The sequence below is a fragment of the Scytonema sp. UIC 10036 genome (assembly GCF_009725235.1).
This window is the reverse complement of sequence record NZ_WJFC01000049.1, coordinates 1-14,140: the sequence shown is the minus strand read 5'-3', so window position 1 is coordinate 14,140 and position 14,140 is coordinate 1. Positions and strand designations below refer to the sequence as shown.

At 43.6% G+C, this 14,140-nt stretch carries 11 protein-coding genes; 5 read left to right on the top strand and 6 right to left on the bottom strand.

Annotated features, from left to right (window positions below):
* The first annotated feature begins 36 nt into the window (after positions 1–36).
* On the top strand, positions 37–1,206 hold the full coding sequence (locus tag F7734_RS22865) for a homocysteine biosynthesis protein (protein ID WP_155746810.1): 1,170 nt from the start codon (positions 37–39) through the stop codon (positions 1,204–1,206).
* Positions 1,207–1,290: 84 nt separating this feature from the next.
* Here the strand turns inward: F7734_RS22865 and F7734_RS22860 are convergent, their stop codons facing one another.
* Complete coding sequence (locus tag F7734_RS22860; protein WP_155746809.1) at positions 1,291–2,340, bottom strand: hypothetical protein; 1,050 nt, start codon at positions 2,338–2,340, stop codon at positions 1,291–1,293.
* 466 nt (positions 2,341–2,806) lie between these two features.
* Here F7734_RS22860 and F7734_RS22855 point away from each other — a divergent pair, with 466 nt between their 5' ends.
* Positions 2,807–3,673 carry a tetratricopeptide repeat protein gene (locus F7734_RS22855; protein WP_166482082.1) on the top strand — a complete coding sequence of 289 codons (867 nt, stop codon included), beginning with the start codon at positions 2,807–2,809 and terminating at the stop codon, positions 3,671–3,673.
* Between the two features lie 163 nt (positions 3,674–3,836).
* Here F7734_RS22855 and F7734_RS22850 read toward each other — a convergent pair whose 3' ends face one another.
* From F7734_RS22850 to F7734_RS22835, 4 genes are all read right to left on the bottom strand, one after another.
* Positions 3,837–4,457, bottom strand: a complete 621-nt coding sequence (locus F7734_RS22850) for a TMEM165/GDT1 family protein (RefSeq protein WP_166482081.1) — start codon at positions 4,455–4,457, stop codon at positions 3,837–3,839.
* A 441-nt stretch (positions 4,458–4,898) separates the two neighbouring features.
* Positions 4,899–6,626, bottom strand: a complete 1,728-nt coding sequence (locus tag F7734_RS22845) for a succinate dehydrogenase/fumarate reductase flavoprotein subunit (RefSeq protein WP_155746808.1) — start codon at positions 6,624–6,626, stop codon at positions 4,899–4,901.
* A gap of 231 nt (positions 6,627–6,857) precedes the next feature.
* Entirely contained in the window at positions 6,858–7,172 is a 315-nt protein-coding gene (locus tag F7734_RS22840) for a hypothetical protein (protein WP_155746807.1), read from the bottom strand.
* A 450-nt stretch (positions 7,173–7,622) separates the two neighbouring features.
* Positions 7,623–7,970, bottom strand: a complete 348-nt coding sequence (locus F7734_RS22835) for a hypothetical protein (protein ID WP_155746806.1) — start codon at positions 7,968–7,970, stop codon at positions 7,623–7,625.
* Between the two features lie 295 nt (positions 7,971–8,265).
* Here F7734_RS22835 and F7734_RS22830 point away from each other — a divergent pair, with 295 nt between their 5' ends.
* The 3 genes from F7734_RS22830 (at position 8,266) to F7734_RS22820 (ending at position 13,842) form a co-directional block, all read left to right on the top strand.
* Positions 8,266–9,207: an undecaprenyl-diphosphate phosphatase gene (locus F7734_RS22830; RefSeq protein WP_155746805.1), complete on the top strand. Its 942-nt coding sequence runs from the start codon at positions 8,266–8,268 to the stop codon at positions 9,205–9,207.
* A gap of 332 nt (positions 9,208–9,539) precedes the next feature.
* Positions 9,540–12,689, top strand: coding sequence for a PAS domain-containing protein (locus tag F7734_RS22825; RefSeq protein WP_155746804.1), 3,150 nt, complete (start codon positions 9,540–9,542; stop codon positions 12,687–12,689).
* Position 12,690: 1 nt separating this feature from the next.
* Entirely contained in the window at positions 12,691–13,842 is a 1,152-nt protein-coding gene (locus F7734_RS22820) for an ATP-binding protein (RefSeq protein WP_155746803.1), read from the top strand.
* Positions 13,843–13,956: 114 nt separating this feature from the next.
* On the opposite strand, the gene F7734_RS62180 is transcribed toward F7734_RS22820, so the two are convergent.
* A partial coding sequence (locus tag F7734_RS62180; protein ID WP_207714180.1) for a hypothetical protein occupies positions 13,957–14,140 on the bottom strand: 184 nt, incomplete at its 5' end.

Here is a 14,140-nt window from a genome sequence, read left to right as displayed (position 1 = left end):
GTTATATTGAAAAGCATCGGAATTACATCTTTATTTATGCGAACAATTGCGGAAATCAATGACAAAATCAGCCGCAAGCAGGCGGTAGTACTGACCGCAGAGGAATTAAAAGTCCGAGTTCAAGAAATTGGTGTAACAAAAGTTACTAAAGAAGTTGATGTCATCACAACTGGTACTTTTGAGCCGATGGAATCTAGTGGTGCGATTATTAATCTCGGACACACTGACCCACCAATTAAAATTCGTCGCTGCTGGTTAGATAATGTACCCGTCTACTCTGGTTTTGGAGCAGTAGATTTGTACTTAGGTGCAAGTTGTGCGGTGGAAGTAATGGACGGCGAAGAAGTCCGGGAACGTGGCGGGGGTCATGTCATTGAAGACTTGATAGCTGGCAAACCCGTACACGTAAAGGCGCAAGGACAAGTCACAGATTGTTATCCAAGAGCCACCTTTGAAACAACGATTACTCGTGAAACAATCAATCAATTTTATTTATTCAATCCTCGTAATTTATATCAAAATTTTATAGTAGGGGTGAATGGAGGCGATCGCCCGTTGTACACTTACCTCGGTCCGCTACAGCCACGTTTAAGCAATGCAGTTTACTCTAACCCTGGTGCGATCGCCCCTTTACTCAACGATCCAGACTTACAACTTATTGGAATTGGTACAAGAATTTTTCTAGGAGGTGGAATTGGTTACGTTGCTTGGGAAGGAACCCAGCACTTCCCCCTACAAAAGCGTTTACCAAATCGAACACCCATCGGTCCGGCTGCAACTTTAGCGTTAATTGGTGACGCCAAGCAAATGGACAGTCATTGGGTGAGAGGTTGTTACTTCAAAAGCTACGGTCCATCTTTAATGTTAGGAGTGGGGATACCACTTCCCGTCTTAAACGAAGAAGTCGTTGCAAAATGTGCCATCCAAGACAAAGACCTAGTAGCCCCGGTAGTAGATTTTTCTATTCCGCGACGAGTTCGTCCCACCTTTGGTTTAGTCAGTTATGCCCAACTTAAATCCGGACGCATAACCATTGAAGGTAAAACTGTACGTGTAGCACCCCTTGCGAGTTTATTTTTCTCCCGGCAAGTTGCCCTAGAGTTAAAAAAATGGATTGAATTAGGCGACTTTACGCTCACAGAACCCGTTGCTCAAATCCCAATGGAGAGGTCTTTTCTCCCCCAAGACCGATGGACGGAGTTTTAGAAATTATGAATTATGAATGCTGAATGATGAATTTTTTTTAATTTTATAATTCATAATTCATAATTCATAATTCATAATTCATCCTTATTCCTGATTTGGTTTCGGGCGCTTCACTGGCTTAGGAGTAGGTTTGGTAGAGACGGGACTCGGACGCGATGGTGTAGGTGTAGAGGCGTCACCGATTTTCCGAATGGGGCGTTGAGGTTCCCCACTCCGCTGTCTGGGGGCAAATGGTTTTTTGTTGCCAAGACCGCCAGGACGCCGCCCACCTCCTTTGAAACCACCAGGTCTTTGTGGTTTGCGCTTTTTGGGTAAATCGGCAATCACTTCACCACTTTCGACTAATAATAGATCGGCTTTCCGCGTGACTTGAAAGTCCCAGAACTTACCAACTGCTTTAGTCTCAAGCTTAGCTGTTAGCTTTAACTTAAAATACTTGGGTTTGTCATTTTGTTTGCGTGGAGCTTGCTTAATTTTAATGACCAAATTGCCTGCTTCATTGGACTGGTAAACAACTTCTCCACGAACAGAAAAACCACCGTCTGGAATTTCTGAAGATGACAGCACGGGCTTTAATGAGCCTTCTTTCGGTGTTAGCAAATCTTCAGAAGCCGTATCTTCTTGTTCATCAGTTACTTGACGACCTTGCGCCAAGTTTTCCGGCTCCCAAACTCCTACAATCTGTAGATGCAGATTATCATTTTCTTGGCGAGTGCGAGGGTAAACGACCCACAGATGTTCTGCTTCCAAGTCTAAATGATTTTTCACCAAACTCATGATTCGACCCAGAAGGACGGCATCAAGCTCTGTACCATCTGAGGTTACCAATTTACCTTGGGTAAATTGTTCCTCACTAGCAACGTAACGACCTCGAACTAAGCCAATGGCTCGATACTGCATTGGTTCGCTAGGAGGTGGAATTGGTTGTTGCCTGCTAACGACGTTCCCATTACTGGCAGTCTCACCGGAAGGTTCGAGCAAGTTTTCTGGTTCGGGAACAGAAGGCACTGCATTTTCATTTGCGTCTGCATTTGCGTTTGCATTTGCATTTGCATTTGCATCTTGATTTGTTTGAGCTTCTATTGAAGCCATTAAATTGGACGATTCAGGCGACGGCATCAGGTCGGAATTCATAAAAACTCCTTGTGGCGGAGACAGATCCCATTGTGGGATTTTACTAAGGCAGCTGGAAAGAGCGTTTGTGCGGCGCTTGAAAGTATATTTCCTTTCAAGACAACTACGCCTAACGCTCTACGTAACATTTAAGACGCAAAACTTCGCATACATATGATGCTTAGGTGTAATTTAGCGCCTCTATAACTGGTTTCGGAAGCATATCATAGCTCAAACTCAGAAGGTTCCTCCTAAAGTCAACACTTGTATGGAGTGCGTATATTGCTATTTGTTATAAAATTCACAAGTAAGTCACGAGATTCCGCAAAGTTTTTAAAATTTTTAACTCGATAGATTTCTGTGACCGATAATGTCAACTAAAGTTTGAAGTAGGAAGTATGAGGTGAGTTACATTGTAATTCCACTTTCATCCTTTATCCTTTAGCCTTCATACTTTCTTTTGTTGTTAGAGTTTAAGGACGGTTTTGTGTCTCAATCTCGCAATCGCTGGATGGTTAATGCAGTTTTGCTACTCGCAGTTATTGCTTTTGTTGGAGTGTCAATGATTCCTTTGATTGCAGCGTTCAACGACACGCAGCCTTCAACGCAAGAATCTAGCAGCAACAGAAGCAGTTCGACATCCTCTAACGAAAAATCTAAACTGGAAGACGCTGCAAGAGGTTACGAACAAGTTTTGCAACGAGAACCAGATAACGAAACAGCGCTGCGAGGCTTAATTGAAACCCGTTTACAACTGATACGTTTGAAGGGGAGTAATATTAAAGAGGTGATTGAACCTCTAGAAAGGTTAGCTAAGCTGAAGCCAGAGCAAACACGATATGCAGTGTTGCTTGCTCAAGCAAAGCACCAAATTGGGGATAGAGAAGGAGCAGCCCAAATTTATCGCTCGGTTTTGGAAAGTAAACCGGGTGACTTATATGCTTTGCAAGGTATGGTAGCACTTCTGTTAGACCAAAAACGACCCGAAGCAGCCATTGGTTTGCTACAAGATACGCTCAATACTGCTGCTCAAGCAAATAAAATTCAGCCAGGAAGCGTGGATACAGTAGCCGTACAAGTGCTTTTGGGCAATGTTTATGACTCTCAAAAGAAATATGCTCAAGCCCTTAATGTTTACGATCGCGCCATTAAGAACGACAAGCAAGATTTTCGTCCTGTCTTAGCAAAAGCAATGCTGTTCAAGAAACAGGGCAAAACAGAAGAGGCAAAAATTTTATTTACTAGGGCTGCAGCTTTAGCACCAGCCCAGTATAAAGATGAAATTAACAACGAAGCAGCAACATCACCCTCACCTGCTTCTTCTCCCACAGCATCACCAACGCCGGAGGGATAGGGATTGGGACAAGGGAGAGGGGGTAGACAAGGTAGAGGGGTAGACAAGGTAGACCAGGGAGCGGGGGTAGACAAGGTAGACCAGGGAGCGGGTAGACAAGGAAGAAGATTCCCCTTGTCCCCCTTGTCCCCTTGTCCCCTTGTCCCCTTGTCCCCTTGTCTCCCTAGCTCCCTTCAATTGCAGCTAAGACACCAAATAAAAGAAATAAAAATCCACCAACTAGGGTAACAGTGCGCTCAGAAATTCGCCCAGCAATCATTCTTCCACCAATGACAGCAATAGCGGCACAAATAGCGTGTCCCAAAATTGCACCTGTTGTCACCCCTATAGGATTATTCCCCGCTGCTAGTGCTATGGTGGCAATTTGAGTGCGATCGCCCCATTCTGCCATAAACGTCAGCACAAAAGTTTGTAGTATAACTCCTAAGTAATTCTTCTTCTTTAAAGATTGCGTATCAGCAACTTCCACGGCGGCTTTTGCTTCTTCGACAACTTCCGTGCTACAAGTATCAACTGGCATGCGGTATCCATCGTAAAGTAGCTTGACACCAAAACCAAAAAACAGAGCTATTTCAGCATGATGAATAAAACTTTTTGGGAGTAACGAAACTGCTTGTCCCACTGCTACAGAAAGTATAGTCATTGCAGCTAAAGCAGCGATCGCGCCTGCAAAAACCAAACGCCGTGAGTGTTTCATCGACAAAATCACAGCGATGAAAAATGTTTTATCGCCCAACTCAGAAACCGTAATTAATAACAAACCCGCCGTAAAAGCTGACAACACTCTCTCAAGCTCCTTTAAGAATTATCTCCCCATGTGAGCTTGATGAGAGTTGACAAGACTTCACCAAGCTCACACTTTCGTTGTGTGAACCTAGTGAAGGTCTCACTTCCAATAAGCAGCCTTAAGTCAAAAGTCAATAATTTATCAACCGGACATTTTCGACTTTTGACTTTTTCAAGCTTCTTGTCACCCGAACCAGGCTTATCGCCAGTATGTTGATTCAGATGCACTGACAAAAACTCTTTGCCAGTAGCTACTCCCCTTCATTTAAGCAATTATACATCTGTCTTTGGATATGTAAAGGGATTGCTAATTGCTAATTGCTAATTGCTAATTGCTAATTGCTAATTGCTAGTTGTTAGTTGCGTTCTTACCATTAGCCATTAGCCATTAACCATTAGCCATTAGCCATTAGCCATTAGCCATTAGCCATTAGCCAGTTCAATACTTTCTCTCTTGTGGCTGGAACATAGTCATAGCAACGTGACGATATTGGATATCAATCCCAGCAGGAGAATAATAAGCCATCGTGTGCTTGAGGAAGTTAGGATCGTCTCTTTCAGGATAATCTTCGCGGAAATGAGCGCCCCGGCTTTCCCGACGATTGGCGGCTGATTCGAGAATAATACGCCCTACTAACATCAAACTTCTCATTTCCATCGCTTCCACAATTTCGGTGTTCCAACAGTCGCCTTTATCATCTAGATAAATTTGCGAATACTGCTGTTGTAATTCTTGTAATTTCAACAGCCCTTCACGCATTAATTCTTCTGTTCGGAAAACACCGCAATACTGGGTCATGCAATCCTGAAAAGCTTGGCGGACTTGATTGATGCGGTATTGTCCGCGCTGGTCTAACAAAGTTTGTATTTGTTGCTTGGCTTCGGTAATGTAGCGTTGCTCGTCCACAAGGGGTAGCTTGCGTTTTTGCACATATTGTGCTATTGCTGCCCCAGTTCTACGTCCATAAACGACACATTCCAACAAAGAATTGCTACCCAAGCGATTTGCGCCATGTACGGAAACACAAGCAGTTTCTCCAGCTGCAAAGAACCCGTCAACCAAACCCTCACCACTACTGCGTACTTGTCCGTCAGTATTCACAGGGATACCGCCCATGCAATAATGAATGGTGGGTCTGACTGGCATGGGTTGAGTCACTGCATCAACACCGACTAAGCGATGTGCTTCTTCCCAGCAAAAGGGGACGCGACTCATAATTTTTTCTTTCCCCATATGCCGCAGATCTAAATAAACAAAAGGTCCACCAGCACTACCATCAGGATGAATACCACGTCCGGCACGAATTTCATATGCGATCGCCCGTGAAGTAATATCGCGAGGAGCCAGTTCCATGCGGCTTGGAGCATATCTTGCCATAAAACGTTCTCCCTCACTATTGATGAGGTAAGCCCCTTCTCCACGTACCGCTTCGGAAATTAGCACACCCACTGGATACAACCCAGTAGGATGGAACTGAACAAATTCCATATCCTCCAAAGGCAAACCCGCAGCCGCAGTCATTGCCAAGCCATCACCAGTAGATGCATAGTCATTGGATGTAGTGTTATACACTCGACCATAACCACCAGTGGCAAACATAACGGCTTTAGCCCGCACCACCTCAATTTTCCCATCTTCAAGGCGGTACATGACAACACCTTTTGCCTGACCCTCTTCTAAAATCAGACGCATTACGTACCATTCTTGGTAAAGCTTAACACCATGCCGTCTTAAATTATTTACCAACTCGTGCAAGATAGCATGACCCGTTTTATCCGCAGCGTAGCAAGTCCGATTGTGAGAATGTCCGCCAAAAGCACGCTGGGCAATGCGACCATCGTTTAAGCGAGAGAACAATACTCCCATGTGTTCTAAATCAATGACCACATCCGGTGCTTCACGGGTAAGAATTTCTACCGCATCTTGGTCTGCTAAATAGTCAGAACCCTTCACCGTATCAAAAGCGTGAGCTTCCCAAGTATCAGTAGAATCCACATTTTTTAATGTAGCTGCAATACCACCTTGTGCAGCAACTGAGTGCGAGCGAATAGGGTGAGTTTTCGCCACCACCGCTACATTAATACTGGGGTCAGTTCTAGCAATTTCCACTGCTGCACGACATCCAGCCAATCCGCCCCCGACAATAATCACATCATGCTCAAACATAATGATACAAAATATGAAGGATAAAGGATGAAGGATAAAGTATAAAATGTGAAATATAACTAATTATTTTTATACCGGAATTTCTGGTCTTCACCCTTTATACTTTATACTTCATACTTCATACATTTTTGGTCTGTTTTGAAAAAAAATTCCCCGCTCTCAGCAGGGAGGTTGCATGAATACCAACTGCTTCCATTAGCAATTAGCCATTAGCAATTAGCTATTAGCACATTAACTTGTCGCTTGTACTGGTTGTTGCTGAGAAATGTTTCCAGGGATTGGTTGCATTTTAGTTTCTGAGTCTACAGGAGCTAACTCAATATGATTGAGTAACGTAGTGACGAAGGCAAAAAGCAAGAAAGGTAGCGATAACAGAACGACAAGCCCAACTGCAGCTAAAGCATAAACAGGTCTTCTAGCACCCATGAGCGCTAAAGCAGAAGCCAAGCTTAAAGCAATAGTGATCAGCCAAACGATGATTTGACCGTATATGTCTCCAAAGGTAAGAGTACAGACAAACCTATACTTTTGAATGTTATTTGTCATAATTTGCCTCTAAAAGCTCCCATAGGTTCTACCTTAAAGCTAGGTTTGGGTTTTAGACAATTTCTAAATATTTTTGAAACAATTGTAATATCCCTTCATAATTATTGATTTTTTCTGAATGGAAACAAGCAGACGCCATCCATCTTTAGATATATGTTGTTTTGGAAAATTATGAGATGCAAAATGCTAAGAAGTTTTACTTCATTAAGATTTATTGCTTGAAGTAGTCGATATCCTGCCACCTTGTAGCACATATCCAAGCTGTTATTGGTGAGTAAGAAGGCAAGACGGCATGTAAGCGATGTTTAATAGCAAATTCGTTTCCATAATGCCTAGTGATTGGAAATCACGGCTATACAAACGAAGTCCACCTACGTGGACTTAATACGAAGCCCGCGCAGGCGGGCTTGGTTTGCATAGCCCCAGAATTCTATTCTGAGGAAATTTGCATTAAGCTTTACCATCGCTGGATTCAAGCTGTTTAATTTTTCTTCGCAGATCGAGATCGTCACTGCTAACAATTGTTTCCAAATCAGCAATTCTTTGCTCTAATAGTTCCACTTTCTCTTGGGGTAAATAGTTGTTATTTTTCGATTTTTTATCATCAGAACGCCAAACAGCCACCGTACCTACAGCTGCGCCTGTAATAGTAGCTAAAGGTAAAATAGGGCTTCTTGTAATAGCTGTCAGTGGAATGCAGATGACAAGCATTCCTACAGAAATACCCCATATTCTCGTAGTTGCTGCAACTCTTGCATCGTGATAATGTTCTAAATTTTTTTCTGCTCGTTTAGCCATAAGTTTATTTTTATCTTCTTATCTATCACTTTGGCATGAGTCAGTCTTAAACTGCCTCCTACTAAAGGGCTAAGTATTATTACTGCGAATATTAATACAGTCACTTGGTTTTTTTGTAACCGATGTATATCAATTTTCATTCTGAGAGGAGTAAGATACTTAAGAAATTTATAAAACAACTGCCAGAGAAGATTTGGAGAAATAAACTGAATATTTTCGGGCTATTGCAAGAAATGACAAAATATCTCGTCAATCAATGTCAAAAACTATACTAGCTAAGTAAAGGACTTAACAGATGAACTTCTTGGGATTAAACTTATACTTATCAGTCGGCTTGGGATGGACTGGTGGAGTAAATGCATGGAGCACTCTGTTGGTAGCAGCAGATGCTCAGACAGCTAACGCCACTTCAAATGTTGGTTTACTGCAAAGTCTCTTCCAAGCAATTGTGCTAGGTTTAGTGCAGGGAGTCACGGAACTTTTGCCAATTAGCAGCACAGCACATTTGCTAGTTTTCACTAAAGTTTTTGGTTGGACAACCTTTGGCGAGAAGTATTTTGTTGATGCCATTCAATTTGGTAGCGTCATTGCGCTGTTGTTGTATTTTCGGACACTAATTTATCAAACATTGAGTGGAGGGTGGGAAGCTCTACGCCAGCGTGCTTGGGAACGGGAAGAGTGGAAACTTATAGTGGGTATTGCTGTGGGTACAGTACCATCATTGGTTGTTGGTTTTCTGCTTAAGGATGTGCTACCAGAAAGTCCGGCAATGATTGCTATTTTGTCAATTGTGATGGCATTACTGCTAGGTTTGGCTGAGAAGATTGGTAGCCGCAAGCGCAGTTTCGACTCTCTCCAAATTAAAGACGGTATTTTGGTTGGGCTAGGTCAAATGTTGGCACTGTTTCCTGGTGTATCCCGCTCTGGCTCAACCTTGACTATGGCATTATTTTTAGGGCTAGAGCGGCAAACAGCAGCAAGGTTTTCTTTTTTACTAGGTCTGCCCACGTTAACGATCGCCACTTTGTATCAGTCTCGAAAAGTATTTGGCAATATCGATCTCCTGCTTCCTCTGTTGGTAGGTATTATTTCAACTTTCATCTTCTCGTACTTATCTGTTGCTTGGCTATTGCGCTATTTACAACGTCAAAACACTTGGATTTTCGTTTGGTATCGATTGGCTTTTGGAGTGTCAATTTTAACAGCGCTTGCCAGTGGCTGGCTAAAGAATAACTGAAGAGAAGTTTGGCTTGAAGCGCTTTAACGGCATCATAGTCTTCACGCAAACTTTAAGCAAAAGTGCGTGCATCTACCGCATCACTAAAATAATTTCACGTTTCATCAAAGCTAATTAATATCCCAACTAATTAATCATTGGTTGGGATTTTTAGTTAACAGGACATGGTTCATTACGATACAATATTTTTAGCAGGGGCAAATGGGAGAAATCAACATCATTCTGCCCCTACTTTGCTACAGTACTCATGTAGCCATGCGATCGCCCTATTCTTGAGGAAACATTTGAATACGTGCAAAGAAGAGACACCTTGCTAAAAGAGCTTTTAGACCATGCCAGCTAGAAATTTAAACGATTCTGGCAAAATTCGCCGTCACATTTCTTTGCAAGCTGTTCTAATTGGTTCCGTTACTCTACAAATTTTGGTGATAACAGGACTAATAGGGTACTTTTCACTGTTTGCAGAGCAAATTCATGCTCATACTCAAGCCACACTCTGGCTTTGCCTAGTAGCACTGCTTTTGGCAGCAGGCTTGGGGTTTTTAACTGCGCGTTGGCTGGCTCTGTCAATTCACCGCCTGAGCCAAGCTGTAGAAGCTCTAGCAGAAGGCAATCTGGATTATCGCATCGAGCAGCAACACAGTATTAAAGAAATAAATGCCCTGGCTGAGTCCTTTAACCAAATGGCACAGCAACTTCAAGCATCCTTTGCCAACTTATGCCAAAGTGAAGAAAAGTTTCGGCAACTGGCAGACAACATTCAAGAAGTCTTCTGGCTGGCAGATGTAGAAATAGAGCAAATGCTCTTTGTCAGCCCTGTTTATGAAAAGATTTGGGGGAAAAGCTGCGAGAGTTTGTACGAGAATCCCCGATCGTTTATTGATGCCATTCATCCGAGCGATCGCCAGCGTGTAATTAGTCACCTGCAAAGTCATACCAGCACACCATTTGAAATTGAGTATCGGGTTGTTCGACCTGATGGAACAATGCGTTGGGTTCGCGATCGCGGATTCCCTGTGTTTGACGCAAACGAAAGAGTGATTCGTCGAGCTGGTGTAGCTCAGGATATCACAGAAAGTAAACTGGCAGAAACCCGATTTCGCCATCTGGCAGCGAATGTGCCGGGAGTGATTTACCGTTATGTGCTTCATCCCGATGGCTCGGATGAGCTACTCTATATCAGTCCAGGGAGTCGAAGTCTTTGGGAAATTGAGGCGGCGGCAATTGAGCAGGATATTTCCTTAATTTGGAATTTGGTGCATCCAGATGACGCAGCAGCCATGCGAGCCTCGATTGTGACATCTGCCCAGACTTTACAACCTTGGTTTCGGGAATGGCGGATTATTACCCCCTCTGGTTTGCTGAAATGGGTGCAAGGTGCGGCTCATCCAGAACTGCAAGTTAATGGTGATGTGATTTGGGATGGCTTGCTGATGGATATCAGCGATCGCAAAAACGTTGAGAGTGTCTTGCAACAACAGGCACAACAAGCGCAAGCCCTAAATCGAGTTGTGCAAAGTATTCGTAACTCTCTGGATTTATCTACCATCTTTTCCACCACAATGGCTGAAGTAGCTCAGCTTTTGGGTATTTATCGGACGACAATTGTCAAGTATTTTCATGATGACTCATGTTGGCGTGTGGTTGCCTGTCACCGCATAGATAAATCACTACCTGAGATCACAGGGTTTGAAATTCCTGATGAGGGCAATCTTTATGCTGCTCAAATCAAGCAATTTCAAGTCGTGCGGATCGATAGCATGGATCGGGTAAACGATCCAGTAAACCGAGAAATCGCCAAAATCTTTCCTTACATCTGGTTGATTATCCCGATTGTAGTCAACGGTAAGATTTGGGGTACCCTATCGCTGGCAAATCCCCAACAGAAGGCTCCTTGGAAGGATGAAGAAGTAGAGCTTGCTTGTAAAGTTGCCGATCAATTAGCAATCGCCATTCAACAAGCCCAACTCTATCAGCAAGCACAACAAGAACTAGATCGTCGTCAGCAGGCGGAAGCCAAATTGCAGCAACTAAACCAGAAACTAGAACAGCGCGTTCAAGAGCGAACCCAGCAACTCCAGCAAGAAGTTCTCGGTCGATTGCAAGCAGAGGCAAAGTTTCAGCAAATTTTTCACATTTCACCCCATGCGATCGCCATTACTTCTCTGCAAGATCGGCGCATCGTGGAAATCAATGATGCCTTTTGTCAATTGTTTGGCTATGAGCGTAAGGAAATGCTCGGTCATAATGCAGATGAGTTTCAGCTGTTCATCAATCCTAGCGATCGAGGAATGGTTCAGCGATACCTACTGGAAATGGGAAGTGTGCGGAATCTGGAATGTGTCATCCGTACAAAAACAGGAGAAGCCCGCACCGCGATCGCCTCAGCCGAATTCATTGATATCGATCGTCTTTCCTGTTTTCTCATCGTTGGCAATGACATTACAGAACGTCAGCACGCAGAAGAAGCACTGCGGCAAAGCGAAGAACGCTGGCAACTAGCTATTCAGGGCAGCAATGACGGCATTTGGGACTGGAACATCAAAACTAATGAAGCTTTTCGTTCAGACCGATTCTACGAGATCCTGGCCTTTTCTAAGCAGGAATTTGAGCCTGATGAGCAAAGCTGGGTCAACTTGATTCACCCAGAAGATGTAGAGCGAGTGATAACGGCAAAACAGGACTATCTGAACCGGAAAATTCCCGCCTTTGCGGTGGAATACCGAATGCGGTGTCAAGATCGCACGTATAAATGGGTTCTGGATCGGGCGATCGCTGTTTGGGATGAGCAGGGCAATCCAGTTCGCATGGTCGGTTCTTTAGGAGATATTAGCAGCCGCAAACAAATTGAACGCCAACTGCGGACATCACTTCAGGAAAAAGAAGTCTTACTCCGAGAGGTCTATCACCGAGTTAAAAACAATATGCAACTGGTTTCCAGCCTGCTACGCCTGCAAGCCACAAGTACTGACGACCCCTCTGTATTAAAGTTACTCAACGAAAGCCAGCAGCGAGTGAAAACAATGGCACTGATTCACGAACGCCTCTATCGTTCCGAAAATCTTGCCCGCATTAACTTTGCCACCTATATTCAAAATTTGGTGAATAACTTAGTTCGCTCCTATAGCACGGCTGATTCATCCATTCGTGTCAACCTCGAATTAGCTAACCTAGAGCTAGATTTAGATGCGGCAGTTCCCTGTGGCTTAATCATTAATGAGTTGGTTTCTAATGCTCTCAAATACGCCTTCCCCAACAAACAGGGTGAAATCAACCTAGGATTTTGGTTGGCAGATAACAGCAATTATTGTTTAGTTGTCAAAGACGACGGGGTAGGTATTCCAGCTCACATCGATCCTCAAAATACCGAATCTCTGGGAATGCAACTAGTCTACGGGTTAACCGAACAACTCGGAGGAGCAATTGAACTGGACAGACAGGGGGGGAGCAAGTTTACAATAACCTTTAGAAAAAGGTCGTAATATGTCACAGCCGTCATCCCCTGTAAATATACTCATCGTAGAAGATGAATGGATCATTGCCTTGGATATTAAGCGCCATCTGAGCAAGCTGGGTTATGGGGTGGCGGGGACGGCTAATTGTGCGGAGAAAGCCCTAGAATTAGTCGCAAAAACTCAGCCTGATTTGGTGTTGATGGATATTTACCTGCAAGGTGAAACAACGGGTATTGAGACATCTGAGTTGATTCGTCAGCAGTTTCATTTACCAATCGTATTTCTGACTGCCCATGCTGATGAAGCAACTTTAACAGAAGCGATCGCCACCCGTCCCCAAGGCTACGTTGTCAAGCCTTTTGAAGAGCAGGATCTCAGTGTTGCCATCCAAGTTGCTTTGGCAAATCATCGAGCCGAAAGAGCGGTACAGCAGGCGCTAGAGCAAGAAAAGCAATTGAACGAACTGAAGTCCCAATTCGTTTCCATTGTTTCCCATGAATTTCGCAACCCGTTAAACTCCATACTTTTGACGCTAGAACTATTGGAACAGACTGCCCTCAGCCCCGAAAAGCGAGCTGCCCACATTCAACGGGCTAAAAACGCAATCCAGCAAATGTCACAATTGATTACAGATGTGTTAGTGGTAGGCGAAGTAGAACGAGGGCAATTTCAGTGTGAATCAGCACCCGTCGATATCATCTGGTTCTGCTCTAATCTGGTAGAGGAACTGCAATCTCTTCCCGAAACTAAACATAACTTAGTATTTACCGTTCGAGGATGCAACGAAACTGAGCATCCCTTTTATGAACTCGATCCCAAATTGTTGCACCATATCTTGAACAACCTGCTGGAGAATGCCATAAAATATTCCCCAGCAGGCAGTAAAATAATATTCGATTTACAGTGTGAGCCAGATTTTGTTCAATTTCAAATTCAAGACCAGGGCATCGGATTAACAAAAGCAGATCGGGAAAAGTTATTCACCCCCTTCCATCGCGGTAGCAATGTCGGTACAATTCGCGGAACGGGTTTAGGATTATCCATCGTCAAAAAGTGTGTGGATGCTCATGGAGGAAAGATCGCCGTTGCAAGTGAATTAGGTACTGGAACTATGTTTACAGTCACGCTCTACTCCAAGCAAAGTTTTAATTTTTCCCACATTCCGCACTTCAATAAGTAGCATAAACACACTACGTTAACAGGAAATTTAAAATTAGAATTTGAACAATCAAGTAACCATCCAACAAATAAATTATCCCCGCCAAAATTCCAGCTTTTTTATTGTGTGGAAAAGCTATAGCAATCCTATTTGAGATCTAAACAAGGGAGACAAGGAAGACAAGGAGGACAAGGAAGACAAGGAAGCAATACTGCGTAGGTTTTGCTTAAAAATCCGAAAATACGTAGGTTGGGGAGCCAGCCCTGATAGCGAAGCGTGGCGCGAATGCGCCATAGGAGGGTTTCCCTCCGCACCTTTA

What these genes read in the sequence shown, in the direction of transcription:
- F7734_RS22865 (WP_155746810.1), top strand. Translation starts at nt 37, where the DNA reads ATGCGAACAATTGCGGAAATCAATGACAAAATCAGCCGCAAGCAGGCG.
- F7734_RS22860 (WP_155746809.1), bottom strand. Translation starts at nt 2,340, where the DNA reads ATGAATTCCGACCTGATGCCGTCGCCTGAATCGTCCAATTTAATGGCT.
- F7734_RS22845 (WP_155746808.1), bottom strand. Translation starts at nt 6,626, where the DNA reads ATGTTTGAGCATGATGTGATTATTGTCGGGGGCGGATTGGCTGGATGT.
- F7734_RS22840 (WP_155746807.1), bottom strand. Translation starts at nt 7,172, where the DNA reads ATGACAAATAACATTCAAAAGTATAGGTTTGTCTGTACTCTTACCTTT.
- F7734_RS22835 (WP_155746806.1), bottom strand. Translation starts at nt 7,970, where the DNA reads ATGGCTAAACGAGCAGAAAAAAATTTAGAACATTATCACGATGCAAGA.
- F7734_RS22830 (WP_155746805.1), top strand. Translation starts at nt 8,266, where the DNA reads ATGAACTTCTTGGGATTAAACTTATACTTATCAGTCGGCTTGGGATGG.
- F7734_RS22825 (WP_155746804.1), top strand. Translation starts at nt 9,540, where the DNA reads ATGCCAGCTAGAAATTTAAACGATTCTGGCAAAATTCGCCGTCACATT.
- F7734_RS22820 (WP_155746803.1), top strand. Translation starts at nt 12,691, where the DNA reads ATGTCACAGCCGTCATCCCCTGTAAATATACTCATCGTAGAAGATGAA.